At 73.5% G+C, this 15,829-nt stretch carries 15 protein-coding genes; 5 read left to right on the forward strand and 10 right to left on the reverse strand.

The genetic code is table 11. The features are described from left to right. Positions 1-17: 17 nt before the first annotated feature. The 4 genes from otsB to ACFFHU_RS16200 all read right to left on the reverse strand — a co-directional run bounded on the left by otsB (position 18) and on the right by ACFFHU_RS16200 (position 4,848). A complete protein-coding gene (otsB, locus tag ACFFHU_RS16185) occupies positions 18-2,621 on the reverse strand; it encodes a trehalose-phosphatase (RefSeq protein WP_377339667.1) in 2,604 nt (867 codons plus the stop codon). Then, complete coding sequence (locus ACFFHU_RS16190) at positions 2,618-4,036, reverse strand: alpha,alpha-trehalose-phosphate synthase (UDP-forming) (RefSeq protein ID WP_377339669.1); 1,419 nt, start codon at positions 4,034-4,036, stop codon at positions 2,618-2,620. Before ACFFHU_RS16190 ends, otsB begins: the two co-directional genes overlap by 4 nt. Positions 4,037-4,184: 148 nt before the next feature. Continuing rightward, positions 4,185-4,571, reverse strand: a complete 387-nt coding sequence (locus ACFFHU_RS16195) for a PIN domain-containing protein (protein ID WP_377339671.1) — start codon at positions 4,569-4,571, stop codon at positions 4,185-4,187. Next, positions 4,564-4,848 (reverse strand): hypothetical protein, encoded by a 285-nt coding sequence (locus ACFFHU_RS16200; RefSeq protein WP_377339673.1) that lies wholly within the window; start codon positions 4,846-4,848, stop codon positions 4,564-4,566. Before ACFFHU_RS16200 ends, ACFFHU_RS16195 begins: the two co-directional genes overlap by 8 nt. A gap of 302 nt (positions 4,849-5,150) precedes the next feature. Here ACFFHU_RS16200 and ettA point away from each other — a divergent pair, with 302 nt between their 5' ends. The 4 genes from ettA (at position 5,151) to ACFFHU_RS16220 (ending at position 9,064) form a co-directional block, all read left to right on the forward strand. Next, the gene (ettA, locus tag ACFFHU_RS16205; protein ID WP_377339675.1) at positions 5,151-6,827 is read left to right on the forward strand and encodes an energy-dependent translational throttle protein EttA; all 1,677 of its coding nucleotides are present in this window, start codon (positions 5,151-5,153) and stop codon (positions 6,825-6,827) included. Further along, complete coding sequence (locus tag ACFFHU_RS16210) at positions 6,820-7,293, forward strand: acyl-CoA thioesterase (protein ID WP_377339677.1); 474 nt, start codon at positions 6,820-6,822, stop codon at positions 7,291-7,293. Before ettA ends, ACFFHU_RS16210 begins: the two co-directional genes overlap by 8 nt. Further along, a complete protein-coding gene (locus tag ACFFHU_RS16215; protein WP_377339680.1) occupies positions 7,286-8,158 on the forward strand; it encodes a DUF8185 domain-containing protein in 873 nt (290 codons plus the stop codon). Before ACFFHU_RS16210 ends, ACFFHU_RS16215 begins: the two co-directional genes overlap by 8 nt. A gap of 414 nt (positions 8,159-8,572) precedes the next feature. Continuing rightward, positions 8,573-9,064: a type III secretion system chaperone family protein gene (locus ACFFHU_RS16220; protein ID WP_377339682.1), complete on the forward strand. Its 492-nt coding sequence runs from the start codon at positions 8,573-8,575 to the stop codon at positions 9,062-9,064. Positions 9,065-9,125: 61 nt separating this feature from the next. On the opposite strand, the gene ACFFHU_RS16225 is transcribed toward ACFFHU_RS16220, so the two are convergent. The 3 genes from ACFFHU_RS16225 to ACFFHU_RS16235 all read right to left on the reverse strand — a co-directional run bounded on the left by ACFFHU_RS16225 (position 9,126) and on the right by ACFFHU_RS16235 (position 12,594). Then, positions 9,126-9,542: a globin gene (locus tag ACFFHU_RS16225; RefSeq protein WP_377339684.1), complete on the reverse strand. Its 417-nt coding sequence runs from the start codon at positions 9,540-9,542 to the stop codon at positions 9,126-9,128. Positions 9,543-9,622: 80 nt separating this feature from the next. Further along, positions 9,623-11,197, reverse strand: coding sequence for an MFS transporter (locus tag ACFFHU_RS16230; protein WP_377339827.1), 1,575 nt, complete (start codon positions 11,195-11,197; stop codon positions 9,623-9,625). 320 nt (positions 11,198-11,517) lie between these two features. Next, the gene (locus ACFFHU_RS16235) at positions 11,518-12,594 is read right to left on the reverse strand and encodes a mechanosensitive ion channel family protein (RefSeq protein WP_512699518.1); all 1,077 of its coding nucleotides are present in this window, start codon (positions 12,592-12,594) and stop codon (positions 11,518-11,520) included. 391 nt (positions 12,595-12,985) lie between these two features. Between ACFFHU_RS16235 and ACFFHU_RS16240 the strand changes: the two genes are divergently transcribed. Further along, complete coding sequence (locus tag ACFFHU_RS16240) at positions 12,986-13,519, forward strand: HNH endonuclease (protein WP_377339685.1); 534 nt, start codon at positions 12,986-12,988, stop codon at positions 13,517-13,519. 114 nt (positions 13,520-13,633) lie between these two features. Here the strand turns inward: ACFFHU_RS16240 and ACFFHU_RS16245 are convergent, their stop codons facing one another. From ACFFHU_RS16245 to ACFFHU_RS16255, 3 genes are all read right to left on the reverse strand, one after another. After that, a complete protein-coding gene (locus tag ACFFHU_RS16245; protein ID WP_377339687.1) occupies positions 13,634-14,497 on the reverse strand; it encodes a class F sortase in 864 nt (287 codons plus the stop codon). Between the two features lie 8 nt (positions 14,498-14,505). After that, positions 14,506-15,024 carry a hypothetical protein gene (locus ACFFHU_RS16250; RefSeq protein ID WP_377339689.1) on the reverse strand — a complete coding sequence of 173 codons (519 nt, stop codon included), beginning with the start codon at positions 15,022-15,024 and terminating at the stop codon, positions 14,506-14,508. Positions 15,025-15,244: 220 nt separating this feature from the next. Beyond that, complete coding sequence (locus ACFFHU_RS16255) at positions 15,245-15,688, reverse strand: Lrp/AsnC family transcriptional regulator (protein WP_377339691.1); 444 nt, start codon at positions 15,686-15,688, stop codon at positions 15,245-15,247. Between the last annotated feature and the right edge of the window lie 141 nt (positions 15,689-15,829).

Here is a 15,829-nt window from a genome sequence, read left to right on the forward strand (position 1 = left end):
GTCGGTGGCGGTGGCGGTTAGCCGGTGAGTTGGCCGTCCAGCAGGAGGGCGCAGCGGATCAGGCCCAGGTGGCTGTACGCCTGCGGATGGTTGCCGAGGCCGCGCTCGGCCAGCGGGTCGTACTGCTCGGGCAGCAGCCCGGTGGGCCCCGCGGTGTCCAGCATCTGCCGGAACAGCTCCTCGGCGTCCGAGCGCCGGCCGGTGCGCAGGTACGCCTCGATCAGCCAGGCGGTGCAGACGTGGAAGCCGCCCTCCCGGCCGGGCAGGCCGTCGTCCCAGTGGTAGCGGTAGACGACCGGGCCGCTGCGCAGGTCCGCCTCGATTTTGAGGACGGTGGAGAGGAACCGCGGGTCGTCGTCGGGGAGCAGGCCGGACAGCCCGATCCACAGCGACGAGGCGTCCATCTCCTCGTGCCCGTACGCCACCGAGTACGCCTCGGAATCGGGATGCCAGCCGTACTCGAGGACGTTCTGGCCGATCCGGTCGCGCAGCTCGGCCCACTCCGGCCGGTCCCCGGCGCCGTGCCGGCGCACCATCTGCAGCGCCCGGTCCACGGTCATCCAGCACATGACCTTGGAAAAGACGTGGTGGCGCGGGGCGAGGCGGGCCTCCCACAGGCCGTGGTCCGGCTCGTGCCAGCGCCGGCGGACCGCCTCGACCATGGAGTCGAGGACCCGCCACTCCTCCTCGCGGACGGATCCACGCCGGTCGGCCACCGCGGCCAGCAGGTCGGCGATCGGCCCGAAGACGTCCAGCTGGAGCTGGTGGTTGGCCAGGTTGCCGACGCGTACCGGGCGGGAACCGGCCCACCCGGGCAGGGTGTCGATGACCGCCTCGGCGCCCAGCTCGTAGCCGTCCACCGTGTAGAGCGGGTGCAGCCGCTCCGGGTGCCCGCCGGTGCGCTCGACCACCCCGTCGACCCAGCGCAGCAGCCCCTCGGCCTCGGCGAGCGAGCCGAGGTCGACCAGGGCCCGCGCGCTCATGGCGGCGTCCCGCAGCCAGCAGTAGCGGTAGTCCCAGTTGCGGACCCCGCCCACCTCCTCCGGCAGCGAGGTGGTGGCGGCCGCGAGGATCGACCCGGTGGCCTCGTGGCACAGCCCGCGCAGGGTGAGCGCGCTGCGCGCCACCATGTCCCGGGCGGTGGAGGGCAGCTTCAGCCCGGCCACCCAGTCCTGCCACGGCCGCTCCGCGAGCGACTGCCGCTCGTGGATGGGCAGCCGGTGGTGCTCCAGGCTGTGTGAGCCGAATCGCAGCTCGCAGGTGACGCTGCCGCCCGCCGCGGAGAGATCCACGACGGCCCGGGCCGTCTCGAAGTTGCCGTCCTCGACGATGTCCCACTCCACGCCGGGGGAGTAGAGGCTGACCGGCTCGTTGGAGCCGAGCACCAGCAGGCCGTCGCCGAGCGGCTGGAGCTGCACGGCCGCCTGGCCGAACTCCGGCCGGGGGGCGAACTCCAGGCGGACCCGGCCGGAGCCGGTGAGCACCCGGATCAGCGTCGAGTCGCCGGAGACCACGCTGGTGGCGCCCGGCACCTCGTCGGCCGAGGGGCGGTCCAGCCAGTCCGTCACGGTGAGCCCGGACCAGCGGGTCTCCACGGTCATCGTGTTCGGCCGGTACCGCTGCCCCAGCGGGATGCCGCCGCGCTCCGGGCTCACCGAGAAGTGCCCGGCCGGCGTGCCGCCGACCAGGTCGGCGAAGATCGCCGATGAGTCCGGCTTGGGATGGCACAGCCAGGTGACCCGCGCCTCGGGGGTGAGCAGCGCGACCGTCCGGCCGTTCGCCAGCATCGAGTGCCGCTCGATCGGCACCGCCCGCTCGCCGAAGAGCCAGTTGCGGCGGATGTCCAGCAGCAGGCCGAGCAGCCGCGCGGCCTCCATCGGGTCGCCCACCCGGTGGTCGGCCGCCGACTCGCCGGCGCCGATCTTGATGCCCACGTCCGGGCCGTGCAGGTTGGTGAAGACGTTCTCGTCGGTGACGTCGTCGCCGATGAACAGCACGGCGCTGGCCGAGAGCTGGGTCCGGAGCTGGTCGACGGCCGCGCCCTTGTTGGTGGGGATCACCGACAGCTCGATGACCTCCTTGCCCTGGGTGACCGTGACGTCGGCCCACGATCCCGGGCCGGTGCGGACCGCGTGGACGACCTCGGCGGCCACCGCCGGGTCGGCGCCCCGGACGTGTACGGCCACGCTGGCGGGCTTGCGTTCGAGCCGGACACCCGGCCGATCCGCCACGAGCTGCCGCAGCTCGTTGCGGAGCCGGGCGCGCACCTCGATCAGTTCGGGCGCCAGCCGCTCCACGAAGCCGATGTCGAACTCGGAGCCGTGGCTGCCCACCAGGTGCACCTCGCTGGGCAGCCGGGACAGCGTGGCCAGGTCCCGCAGCGCCCGGCCGGAGACCACCGCCACGGTGGTCTGCGGCAGCGCGGCCAGCGCGCGGACGGCCGCCACCGACTCGGGCAGCGGCACGGCCTTGGTGGGGTCATCGACGATCGGCGCCAGCGTGCCGTCGTAGTCGCAGGCGATCAGCAGGTGTGGGGATCGGGCGATCCGGCCGAGCGCGGACCGCAGCGCGGGATCCAACCCGCCCGCCCGGCGGGTGGGATCCAGGACGGGGTTGGTCACGCCGCACCCGTCTCCGGTTCCGGTTCCGCCTCGGGCACGCCCAGCTCGCGCAGGAACGACCGGGCCCAGTGCCCCACGTCGTGCGAGCGCAGGTGCCGCTGCATCAACCGCATCCGGCGGCGGGCCTCCGCGCCGTCCACGTGGACCGCCCGCAGCAGCGCGTCCTTGACCCCGTCCGGGTCGTGCGGGTTGCACAGGAACGCCTGCCGCAACTCGGTCGCGGCGCCGGCGAACTCGCTCAGCACCAACGCGCCGCCGGTGTCCGACCGGCAGGCGACGTACTCCTTGGCCACCAGGTTCATTCCATCTCGCAGCGGGGTCACCATCATCACGTCGGCGGCGCAGTAGAGCGCGGCCAGCTCACTGCGACTGTACGACTGGTGCAGGTAGTGGACGGCCGGCACACCCACCTTGCCGAACTCGCCGTTGATCCGGCCCACCTCGCGCTCGACCTTGACCCGGAGCGCCTGATAGTGCTCGACCCGCTCCCGGCTCGGCGTGGCCACCTGGACCATGACGGTCTCCGGCACGGACACCCGGCCGTCCGCGAGCAGCTCGCGGAACGCCTTGAGCCGAAGCTCGATGCCCTTGGTGTAGTCGAGTCGGTCGACGCCCAGGATGAGGGTCTGCGGGTCGCCCAGCTCGGCCCGGATCTGCTTGGCCCGGGCCTGCACGGCCGGGTCGGCGGCCATCTTCTCCATCTCCTGCACGTCGATGGAGATCGGGAACGCGCCGGCCTTCACCTGCCGGCCGTCCACCTGGATCATCTGGCCCTCGTACCGCAGCCCCAGCAGGTGCCGGGCCAACCGGACGAAGTTCTGCGCGGCCAGCCGCTGCTGAAAGCCCACCAGGTCGGCGCCGAGCAGGCCGCGCAGCACCTCGGCGCGCAGCGGCATCTGCATGAACAGCTCGATGGGCGGGAAGGGGATGTGCAGGAAGAAGCCGATCCGCAGGTCGGGCCGCAGCTCCCGGAGCATCGCGGGCACCAGCTGGAGCTGGTAATCCTGCACCCAGACCGTCGCGCCCTCGGCCGCGACCTCCGCGGCGGCCTCCGCGAACCGGGCGTTGACGATCCGGTACGCCTCCCGCCAGCGCCGCTTGTAGGCGGGCGTCTCCACGGCGTCGTGGTAGAGCGGCCAGATGGTCGCGTTCGACTGGCCCTCGTAGTAGCGCTCCAGCTCCTCGGCGCTGAGCGGGACCGGGTGCAAACCGATGCCGTCCAACTCGAACGGCTCCGGGGCCGCGCCCGTGCCGCCGGCCCAGCCCACCCAGGTGCCCTGGTGCTGGACGAGCACGGGGTGCAGCGCGGTGACCAGACCGCCTGGGCTGCGGCGCCACTGCTTCCCCTCGGGGCCGGTCACCTCGTCCACGGGTAGACGGTTGGCCACGACCACGAATGAGCTACGTTCCGCCACGCTCCGCACACCTCCGGTGATTACGGGTTCACCGCTGAGCGTACTGAATCGCGCAGCGGCCTCAGGTCCCCGGTGCCGGAGTTCCTACCCCACGGGCTACGCGGGGAATCCGCCCTGGTCACGGTCATTGATCATGGCGAGATCGGACTCACAGGTCGATGATGGGCCATTCCTTCGGCAGCACCTCGCCGAGCAACTCCCGCCGGTCGGTCATGATCGGCACCATGGCCCGGGCGGTCTCCATGGCGGCCTGGGCGAAGTCGAGGCCGCCCAGGATCCGGGACCAGCCGCCGAGGATCGAGCACATGTCGTGCTCGACCGGGGCGACGGTGACCTGGTCGAGGTCGCCGACGATGTCGAGCAGCGGCCAGCCGTCCCGGGTGACCTCCCGATAGGCCGTAGCCAGGCACAGTGCCGGAATGATCACCGTGCGGCCCTGGTCTGCGACCTTGGCGATCTGCCCCCCGACCGCCTCCGCTCCGTCGGAGTAGGCAAGCAGGGAGGCGGTGTCGAGCACCAGCCCGGGCTCAGTCACGGCTCGCCAACCGACCCCGGGAGGCCTCGCTCAGCAACGCGATGGCCTTGGCCCGCAGTTCGGGGGTGATCTTCGCCTGTGCGTCGTCGAGTTTTCGGCCCGCCTCGGTGAGTCCCTCGTCGGTGAGTCGGAAGCCGACGCTGCGCAGGGTCTCCCGGGTCGTCTCGCCGGCCATCTGCCGGCGCACCGCCCGGGTGATGAAGGCGGAGACGTTCGGCTCGCGCTCGAGCCGCTCGGCCACGTCGTCCGGGATGCTGATGGCGATCTTCTTGGTCACACCGAGGACGCTAGCTAGTTATACCGCCGGCGGCAACGGGCCGTGCCGTGGCTGGCCCATCGTGACGACGGTCTCACCGCGGGCCGGTCCGTCGTGACGACGGTCTCAGCGCGGGGCGTACCGGAACGGCGGGGTGAGGTGGGCGCGGCGCGCCGTACCTGTCAGGATTGATGACGGCGTGCGCGCGGCCCGGCCCCGGCCGGCGGCGGGTGACCGACCTCCCCGCGCTGGCGCCCGCCCACCGCGGCGGGTGCCGTCCGCGGGCCCAGGAACCACACGCGACGACGGAGGTAGCCCGCACCGTGGCCCAGTTCATCTACGTGCTGGAAAAGGCGCGCAAGGCGCACGGCGACAAGGTCGTGCTGGACAACGTGACGCTGAACTTCCTGCCGGGCGCCAAGATCGGTGTGGTGGGTCCGAACGGCGCCGGCAAGTCCAGCCTGCTCAAGATCATGGCCGGCCTGGACCGGCCCAGCAACGGCGAGGCCCGGCTGATGCCCGGTTTCACCGTGGGCCTGCTGGCCCAGGAGCCGCCGCTGAACGACGCCAAGACCGTGCTCGGCAACGTCGAGGAGGCGGTGGCCGAGGTCAAGGCCAAGCTGGAGCGGTTCAACAAGATCGCCGAGCAGATGGCCACCGACTACTCGGACGAGCTGATGGAGGAGATGGGCCGGCTCCAGGAGGAGCTGGACCACGCCGACGCCTGGGACATCGACTCCAAGCTCGAGCTGGCGATGGACGCGCTCCGCTGCCCCCCGCCGGACGCCGACGTCACCCAGCTCTCCGGTGGCGAGCGCCGCCGGGTGGCGCTCTGCAAGCTGCTGCTCGAGGCGCCCGACCTGCTGCTGCTGGACGAGCCCACCAACCACCTCGACGCCGAGAGCGTGCAGTGGCTGGAGCAGCACCTGGCCAAGTACGCCGGCACGGTCATGGCGATCACCCACGACCGGTACTTCCTGGACAACGTGGCCAACTGGATCCTCGAGCTGGACCGCGGCCGGGCCTACCCGTACGAGGGCAACTACTCGACCTACCTCGAGAAGAAGGCGGCCCGGCTGTCCGTCGAGGGGCGCCGCGACGCCAAGATGAAGAAGCGGCTCTCCGACGAGCTGGAGTGGGTCCGCTCCAACGCCAAGGCCCGGCAGACCAAGTCGAAGGCCCGGCTGGACCGGTACGACGAGATGGCCAACGAGGCGGAGAAGACCCGCAAGCTGGACTTCGAGGAGATCCAGATCCCGCCGGGCCCCCGGCTGGGCAGCCTGGTCATCGAGGCCCAGCACCTGCGGAAGGCGTTCGGCGACCGCCTGCTCATCGACGATCTCAGCTTCTCGCTGCCCCGCAACGGCATCGTCGGGGTGATCGGCCCGAACGGCGTGGGCAAGACCACCCTGTTCAAGACCATCGTCGGGCTGGAGGAGCCGACCGACGGCGCGGTCCGGATCGGCGACACGGTTTCCTTGTCGTACGTAGACCAGAACCGGCAGGGCCTGGACGGGAACAAGACCGTTTGGGAGGTGGTTTCGGACGGGCTGGACTACCTGATGGTCGGCAAGGTCGAGATGCCGTCCCGGGCGTACATCGCGGCGTTCGGCTTCAAGGGCCCCGACCAGCAGAAGCCCACGAAGGTGCTGTCCGGCGGCGAGCGGAACCGGCTCAACCTGGCGCTCACCCTCAAGATGGGCGGCAACGTCATCCTGCTCGACGAGCCCACCAACGACCTGGACGTGGAGACGCTGTCCAGCCTGGAGAACGCGCTGCTGGAGTTCCCCGGCTGCGCCGTGGTCATCTCCCACGACCGGATGTTCCTGGATCGGGTGGCCACGCACATGCTGGCCTGGGAGGGCGATGACCAGAACCCGGCCAAGTGGTTCTGGTTCGAGGGCAACTACGAGGCGTACGAGAAGAACAAGATCGACCGGCTCGGCGACGAGGCGGCCCGACCGCACCGGATTACGTACCGCAAGCTCACCCGTGACTGATCCGCAGGCCCGGTCGGGCCGGCGCTTCGTGCACCACTGCGTGCTGCGCTGGTCCGACCTGGACGCCTATGGGCACGTCAACAACGCCCGCTTCCTCACCCTCTACGAGGAGGCGCGGGTGGCCATGATGTTCGCCGGCGGCCGGGCGAGCGGGCTCGACTCGTTCGCGGCCGGGGTGGTGATCCGCCGGCACGAGGTCGACTACCTGCGCCCGATCGACTACCCGCTGGACTGGCCGGACCCGGATCGGGCGCCCACCGTGCGGATCGAGATGTGGGTGGAGGAGCTGCGGCCGTCCCGGTTCACCATCTCCTATGAGCTCTTCGACGCCGATCGGCTGGCCGGGCGGGCGCGGTCGGTCCTGGTCCCGTTCGACCTGGACCGGCAGGCGCCGCGCCGGCTCGGTCCGGCCGAACGGGCGTTCCTGGCCGGCTACCTCCCCGCGCCGGCCGGTACCGATGGCTGACACCCCGCCGACCGGGCACCGGCTCGCCGGCACGGGCGACGCGGGGGCGTTCCTGTCCCGGCTGGTGCGGCTGGATCCGGCCGCCCTGGTCCGGCTGCGGCCGGCCGGCCCGGACCGGATCGAACTCTGGGGCCGGGTGCCGTGGGGGGTCCTGGTCGGCCGTGCGGTGGCCGCCCGGTCCGGCTCGCCCGACGGCGGCCTCGGCGGCTCGGGACGAGACGGTGGCCCGGGACGAGACGGTGGCCCTGGCGGAGGTGGCGGCCCTGACTGGGACGGCGGCCCGGACGTCACGGTCGGGGCGGCGGATCTGCTGGCCCGGCTGGAGGCCGGCGCGGCCGAGCTGCCGCCCCGGCGGGACGCCGACTGGCGCTGGCCGCTGCCCCCGCCCGCGGCCCGGACCGTGGAGGAACTGCCGGTCGCCGAGCTGCGCCGGGTGGCGGCCGCCGCCCAGGAGGCGCTGCGGGACGCGGCCGCGCACGGGGTGCGGGGCCGCGCCGTGGGCCAGCGGGCGCTCCGGGACGCGCTGCTGGACCATGTGCCGATCGTCGTGACGCCGGACCTGCCCGGCGCGGAGCCGGTACGGGTGCCGCAGCGGCTGGTCCAGGCCGTGGCCCGGATGGGCTTCCTGGGCGCGGACGACCCGGGCGCCGATGGGCCCCGGTCGGGCGCCGACGGGCCCCGGTCGGGCGGCGTCAGGCCCCGGTCGGGCGGCGACGGGTCCTGGTCGGCCGCCGACCAGCGGGTGCTGGTGCGGGTCGCGGGCCGGTGGACCGGCCTGCTCGCGCCGTACGGGTCGGCCTGGCTGGCCGCCGGCGGCCCGCTCGCGATCCGGCCGCGGCCGAGAACCGGGGACGCCACTAACTGACCGAACGGATGATGCCGAATGGTCCATGTGGTTTGGTGCACTCGTTGGGGGGATGCCCTCGGCCGGCTATCCGGGTACCGTCGTCCCTCGGATCCAACGCAACGTAGGCGGCCGGATCCGCTGGGGAGTGAGGTGCACGAGATGCCGTGGTGGGCGTGGCGTCCCGGTCAGCCCGGAGGCGACGAACCGGAAACCCGCAGCATTACTTCCATCGACAGCGTTCTCCGGACCGGTCCGCCCGCGCCGCGCGAGCCCGAGCACGACTGCGGTCCTACCGACCGGACCGGCCCGGGTCGCGCCGAGTGCCCGCCGCCGGGCCTGTCGGACCGCGCCGTCCGCGCGGACCGCGCCGGGCTCCGGCCACAGCTGCGGGAGGCCGCCCCGGGCGGAGCCCCGGTACGAGAGGCCGCCCCGGTGCGAGAGGCCGCCCCGGTACGGGAGGCCGCCCCGGTACGGGAGGCCGCCCCGGTACGGGAGGCCGCCCCGGGCGTCGCACCGGTCACCCTGGCCCGGGTCGGCATGGCGCTGGACCGGCTCGACATGTGCTACCTGGCCGACGGCGGGGACAGCCTGCTGGCGACCTGGGAGCGGCACGCCCTGCTGTTCAGCCTGGAGGGGCCGGAGGACGAGATCCTGGTGATCCGGGCGCGTCCGCACTCCACGGTGCCGCCGGACTGGGCCGACCGGGCCTACCGGGCGGTGAACGAGTGGAACCACACCGGCCGGTTCTGCAAGGCGTACGTCGGCGATCCCACCGACCGCGGGCATCTGCCCATCTATGTGGAGCTGCAGGTGCCGTTCGGGGCCGGCGCGCACGACGCCCTGCTCGTCGAGGTGGTGGAGTGCGGCGCCCGGTCGGCCACCGCGTTCGTCGACTGGCTGCACGACGAGGGCGCCCTGCTCTGAATCGCGCCGGGCCGGGCGGGACGGGTTCGGGTGCGGCGGGCGCCCCCGGGCTCGGCCGCGGTCAGACGTCGGGCCCCGTGTTCACCATGAAGTAGGCGGCCCGTTCCAGGTAGTCCCACAGCATGCCGGCCTGCTCGGGCGGCAGTCCCAGGCTGTCCACGGCGTCGTGCATGTGCCGGAGCCAGGCGTCCCGCGCGGCCGCGTCGACCCGGAACGGGGCGTGCCGCATCCGCAGCCGGGGGTGACCGCGTTGCGCCGAATACGTGTTGGGGCCGCCCCAGTACTGCATGAGGAACAGCGCCAGCCGGTCGGCGGCCGGGCCGAGGTCCTCCTCCGGATACATGGGGCGGAGCAGCGGATCCTGGGCCACCCCGGCGTAGAACTCGGCGACGAGCTTGCGGAAGGTGGGCTCACCGCCGATCGCCGCGAAGAAGCTCACGGTGGGCTCCGGTTGGGTGTTCTCGCCGTGCGGATTCACCGTTCCATCCTGCCAGGCGATCCATGGTCCGCCGATCGGGGCGCTACCGGAGCCGATCCTCGGGCGGCCGGGGATGCCGGTCAGCGCGCCGGCGCATCGGCCGGCGAGCCGGGCGGCCGCCGCCCGGGGCGGCCCGGCTCGGGGTGGCCCGGTTCGGACCCGCCGGGCTGACCCGGCGGTACGCGATCGGGCGCCATCCCGTTGGTCGGAGCGGCCCGGTGCTGGCCGGCCGGTCGGGGGTCTGGGGACGGGCCGGTCGTCGCCGGCTCGGCGCGGGTCGCCGGCACCGGTCCGGGGCTCGGCGCCGGTCCGGGGCCCGCCACCGTCGGGGGCGCCGGCTGTGGCGCGGGCGTCGGCTCCGGGGTGGGCGCCGGCTCCGGGGTGGGCGCCTCGCGCTGGGCGGCGGCGATCGCCCGGTCGAAGCGCTCCGGGCTGGGCCAGGAGAGCGCGGCCAGGCCGACCAGCGCCACCCCGGCGAGGCTCCACACGCCGACCACCACGGGGATGCGGAAGTGGTCGGCCAGCAGCCCGGTGACCAGGACCGCGCCGCCCTGCGTGATCTGCATTCCGGTGGCCATCACGCCGAACGCGCGGGCCCGGTAGCCGTTCGGGAGCGCCCGGACGAAGAGGCCGTTGGCCACCGGGGTCAGGCCGGCCACGGCGAAGCCGCAGACGGCGGAGAGCGCCGCCACCACCACCGGTGGCGGATCCAGCAACGCCGGGACCAGGGCCAGCGGCGCCAGCACGGCCAGCGGCCGGACCAGGGCCTGCCGCACGCCGGGGCGCAGCATCCGCCCCACGAGCAGGCTGCCGATGATGAAGCCGACGGGGTTGCTGGCCATGATGAGGGCCTGGGCCACGCCGCGGCCGGCCTCGGTGGTGGTCCGCTCGTCGGCCCAGCCCGCGGCCAGTCCCTCCGGAACGATCGCAAAGAGCGTGGTAGCGAAGACGATGATGGCGATGGCCCGCAGCACCGGCCGGCCGAAGACCAGCCGGAACCCGTCGCCGGTCTCGCGCAGCAGGTGCCGGCGGGCCTGGCCGGCGGAGGCCGGCAACCGGAAGCGCAGCCCGAACCGGATCAGCGCGGCGGAGGTCGCGAAGGTCACCGCGTCGAGCAGCAGGGCGTACTGCGGCTGCACCGAGGCGATGGCCGCGCCGAGGACGTAGCCGATCACCTGCGCGGCCTGTCCGGTGCTGGTGTTCAGCGCCAGCCCCACCACGAGCCGGTCGCCGGACAGGATCTGCGGCATCGTGGCCGACCGGGCGGCCTGGGCCGGCGCCGTGAGCAGGGTGGTGGCGAAGACCAGGCTGAGCACGGCCCACACCGGCAGGTGCGGGATGGCCACGAGGGCGACGAGCACCATCCGGAGCAGGTCGCACGCGACCATGACCTTCCGGTACGGGTACCGCTCGGCCAGCGCCGCGAGCAGCGGCCCGCCGAGGATCCAGGGCAGGTAGCTCACCGCGAAGGCCGCGGCGGAGAGCGCCACCGAAGACGTCCGCTGGTAGATCAGCAGGGTGACGGCGGCCCGGGTGATGTTGTCGCCGATCCAGGACAGCGCGGAGGCCGTGAAGAGCGCCCGGTATTCGGCCCCGGCGAACACCTCGCGAAAGGTGGCTGGCCTTTCCCGACCGTGCGTCTCATCCGGCAACAGTGCCTCCGTCGTTCCCGACCGCTGACCACTCTCCGGGGAGCCGTCGAAAAACGCTGTCAGACGTAACCGATCAGCGAGGGTTTCGTGACGCTCCGACACGGAGTCGTCTACGGAATTCTGCCCGATCGTCCATCGACTGGCTAGTGCGAATGGGCGGTTCGTCGCATGTTCGACTGAACGAACGGACGATACCCGACCGGCTGTGCGGAGCGCGACCCCTCGGTCGCTGATTGCCGCTGACCGGCCGATCAGGCCGGTGCCGACCGCCGCGTGGCCATGGGCCGAGCGGCGGTCGGCGGGCGCTGACCGGGCCGGGCCGGTCAGGTCGCGCCGGCCTGCCCGGTGCCGGTCTCCTCGCCGCCGGCCGCGTCCGGCGTGGCCGGTCGCGGGTACGCCCGGGCGGCCCCGAGCCGGTGGGTGATGCCGGACTCGTCCAGCGCCTCGGCGAGCTGGCGGCGCAGCCGCCGCCCGACCGCGATCTGCCCGTCGGAGGTGGTCTTGGCGACCGTACGGATCACGGCCCCGTCCACGGTCACCTGCTCCACCCCGAGCACCTCGGGCGGGTCCACGATCGAGAGCGCCAGCTCGGGATCGGCCGCCACCTCCGCGGCCGCGGTCTGGAGGAGCGCGGTGGCCTCCTCGGTGTTGCCGAAGCCGACCGGCAGGTCCACGATCACCATGGCCCAGCCCTGGCTCTTGTTGCCGACCCGGACGATCTCGCCGTTGCGGATGTACCAGAGCACCCCCCGGCCGTCCCGCACGGTCGTCACGCGCAGGCCCACCGACTCCACCACCCCGGTGGCCTCACCGAGGTCGACCGTGTCGCCCACCCCGTACTGGTCCTCGATCAGCATGAAGAGGCCGGCGATCAGGTCCTTCACCAGCGACTGGGCGCCGAAGCCGATGGCCACGCCGGCGATGCCGGCGCTGGCCAGCAGCGGCCCCAGGTTGAAGCTCAGCTCGCTGAGGATGGTCAGGGCCGCGATCGAGAAGACCACCGCGGTGACCCCGCTGCGCAGCACCGAGCCGATCGCCTCGGCTCGCTGCCGCCGGCGTTCGGGCAGCACGGCCGCGGGCTCCGGGGCGTCGGCCGGCGGCCGTTCCTTGAGCGGGCGGAGGATCCCGGGTACGGAGGTCCGGCTGGTCGTCCGGACGAGCCGGCTGATCGACCGGTGCAGCAGGAAGCGGATCAGCATGGCGCCGAGCAGGATCAGGATGATCCGCACCGGTTTCACGATGACCCAGTAGCTGCTGTCGGCGAACCAGGCCGAGCCGGTCAGGTCCCAGACCCGTTGGCAGGCCCAGTCGCCGAGGCAGTCGTGGCTGGGGGGCGGGCTGGGGGGCGTGCTGGGTGAGCCGGACGGGTCGGGAGCAAGAACAAGGGACAGGGCGAACACGCCTATGTTCGTACCGCACGCCGCCGCGGCCCGTCGCGCCGACCCGCCCGGAACGGCCGCGCCGTCCCGCCCGGCACGGCCGGGCCGGCCGCCGGGATCGCCGCGCCGTCCCGTCGGGAACGGCCGGGTCGGCCGCCGGCAGCCGCCGGGATCGCCGCGCCGGCCACCGGCAGCCGCCGGGGCCGCCGCGCCGGCCGTCGGCCGCGCCGCCCCGTCGGCGAAGGTTCACCGGGTGAGCACGGATTAGTACGTGCAATCGAGGCACCAATCGGGGACGATGGGCGCACGGACGCCGGTGATCTGCCGGCGTCGGTCGCGGTCCACGGGCCGGGCCGCGGCCGGCGCGGGGATGACGGGAGTGATCGGCGAGTCGACCGGGAGGGTGAGCGGGATGCCTGACATACGACCCATGGCGGGCTCTGGTGCCTTGGTGCTCAACGCCAGTTACGAGCCGCTGTGTGTCGTGTCGGTGCGTCGGGCCGCGATCCTGGTCCTCTCGGCCAAGGCCGTCTGCGTGTGCGACGGCGAGGGCATGCTGCACAGCGCCCGGAATGCGCTGCCGGTGCCGTCCGTCGTCCGGTTGACCCGGTTCGTCCGGGTGCCCTACCGGACCCACGTCGGCCTCTCCCGCCGGGCCATTTTCGCCCGGGACGGCTGGCGCTGCGCATACTGCCGGGGCCCGGCCGAGACCATCGACCACGTCTTCCCGCGCAGCCGGGGCGGCCGGCACGCCTGGGAGAACGTGGTGGCGGCCTGCGCCCGGTGCAACCACACGAAGGGCGACCGCACGCCCGCCGAACTGGGGTGGCGGCTGCACACGGTGCCGGCCGCGCCGAAGGGCGCCGCCTGGCGGGTGCTGGGGCACCGCACCCCGGATCCGCGCTGGACGGACTGGCTGGACCTGCGCGAGCCCGAGGCCGCCTGAGCGGTGGTAGCGAGCCGGGGCCGCCTAAGCGCCGGTCGCGATCCTGCGGCCGGCTGAGCGGCGGTCGCGAGCCCGGGGCCGGCAGAGCGGCGGTTCGGTCGCGGACCGCCGCGGTCAGCCGCCGCGGGCGCTCACCAGGGTGGCGTAGACGACCACGTTGTCGGCGTACCCCAGGCGGCCGCCCACCCAGCGGCCGCCGCAGGTGATCAGCCGCAGGCCGGGCCGGTCGAAGTCGCCGAACACCTGGTCGGCCGGAAACGCCGACTTGTCGTACTTCTTGGTGGAGTCGACCTGGAAGACCGCGGTCGACCCGTCGGCCCGGTCGATCTCCAGCCGGTCGCCCGAGCGCACCCGGGTCAACTCGTGGAACACGGCCGGCCCGGTCCGGGTATCGACGTGTCCCACCAGCACCGACGGCCCGTACTGGCCGGGGGTGGGGCTCTGGTCGTACCAGCCGGCCGTGTCGGGCCGGTCGTCCGGTGGCGTGGCGATGGTGCCGTCCGGGGCCAGTCCGACCGGCTGGACCGGCGCGTCGAGACCGACAGCGCGGATCCGGACCCGGTTCGGCTCGCTGGCGGCGAGCACCGGATACTTCCGCGGCGGCGGTTGCACGTCCGGGTAGAGCGAGCTGGGCAGCAGCGAGGTCCCGGTGACCCGCTGATAGCCGACCCCCGTGATCACCAGGCCGAGCACGACGACCAGCAGGGCGATCGGCAGCGGCGCCGCCCGGCGACCCGGGACGGTCCGGCGCGGACCGGTCCGGCGGCCGGGCGGGACAGCCGTGGCCGTGGGCCGCGCCGCCACGGACGGGCGTCGGCCCGGGGACCGGGCCGGCAGCGTGCCCGGCGGTACGTAGTCGGCGCTGTCCTGGGTGGCGACGCTCGCGGCGCCCGCCTGGAACAGCACCTGGCGCAGCACCGCCCAGGCGCGGTGCGGCGCCGGTTCCAGCGGACCCTCGGGCGGGGCCGGCCGGTCCATCCGCGGCCTCAGCGGGGCAGCGGACCGTTCCGGCGGCGGCCGTACAGCCCGAAGCCGAGGCCCAGCACGACGATGCCGATCCCGCCGGCCAGGACCAGCGTTCCCGTGCCGCCGCCGGCCGTGCCGCCGCCGCCGGTCGCCGGTCCCTGGGACGGCTTGCTCATGTTGACCACGGTGATGGTCGTGCTGGCCGTGTTGTTGTTGGAGCAGGTGAGGTTGACCTGGTAGTCGCCCGGCGGCTTGTTGCCCGGAATGGTGGCCGAGCCGGTGAGCACGCCGTTGTCCGGTCGCACCATCACCCGACCGAACGCGTCCGACTGCACCGTTGCCTGCCGATTGTTCCCGTCGGGGCAGTCGGCCCGGATGTTCACCCGGGTGCCGGGCTCGGCCGTGCTGGGCGTGACCTCCACCGAGGCGTTCTGCCCGGCGCGGGCCGGTCCGGCGGTCAGCAGGGCGAGGGCGCCGCTGAGCGCTATCGCCGTGGCCACCGCGCGCAGCGCGCGGCGGAGAAACGTCAGACCCCGCATGATCCCCCCTCTTCCGGCCGCGGCCGGTTCGTGCGTGGGTGCTCTCGACGTGCCGGCTGTGTTCCCGGCGAGGCCGATCGGACACCCGTCCCGGCGCCGCGATCCCCGGGAGCGCATCGCGCTCCCGCGGTTTCGATTGGCGGGTTCGCGGCGCGTGTGCCGCGTCGCCGCCAGGAGCGCAGGATCGCCGGGGCAGGGAGGGGAAGGGGAGCGCGGTGGGTCAGGGCGGGGGGAGGGGGTCGATGGAGCGGCGGGCCAGCGGGGTGGACAGCACCATGGTGCTGGCCGGACGCCCGTACGGCGCGAGCCGGTCGATCAGGCGCTCGAAGGAGTCGATGGAACCAGCCGCCACCTTCAGGACGCTGCACGCGTCCCCGGTGACGCGCATGATCTCGAGGATCTCCGGCCAGCCCGCCACCTCCGGGTCCCGGAGCACGCAGCGGGGGCCGTAGCAGGACATCTGGATGAGCGCCACCACGCTCCGGCCGGCCCGGGCCAGGTCGAGCTGGGCGTGGTACCCGGTGACCACTCCGGACTCCTCCAGCCGCCGGACCCGCTCGGCCACCGCCGGCGGTGACAGGTGCACCCGCCGGGACAATTCGCTGTACGACAGCCGCGCGTCGGCCTGCAGCTCCCGGAGCAGCGCCCAGTCCATCTCGTCCATGCGGCGCCTTTCCTTCGTTAAGCGATACCGCTTCAGCAACGCGAATCTGACGGTCCGATGCCCTGTGGGCCGTCGAATGGATCTTCCATCCGGGCTTCCACCCGCGCGACCATGAACGCTACCCGCAGCCGGAGGAGAAAC

The organism is Plantactinospora siamensis, assembly GCF_042434095.1.
Lineage (GTDB): Bacteria > Actinomycetota > Actinomycetes > Mycobacteriales > Micromonosporaceae > KBS50.

Bases quoted from the DNA above. Each gene is read 5' to 3' on its own strand.
- ACFFHU_RS16245 (WP_377339687.1), bottom strand. From the start codon at position 14,497: ATGGACCGGCCGGCCCCGCCCGAGGGTCCGCTGGAACCGGCGCCGCAC.
- ACFFHU_RS16240 (WP_377339685.1), top strand. From the start codon at position 12,986: ATGCCTGACATACGACCCATGGCGGGCTCTGGTGCCTTGGTGCTCAAC.
- ACFFHU_RS16255 (WP_377339691.1), bottom strand. From the start codon at position 15,688: ATGGACGAGATGGACTGGGCGCTGCTCCGGGAGCTGCAGGCCGACGCG.
- ACFFHU_RS16215 (WP_377339680.1), top strand. From the start codon at position 7,286: ATGGCTGACACCCCGCCGACCGGGCACCGGCTCGCCGGCACGGGCGAC.
- ACFFHU_RS16250 (WP_377339689.1), bottom strand. From the start codon at position 15,024: ATGCGGGGTCTGACGTTTCTCCGCCGCGCGCTGCGCGCGGTGGCCACG.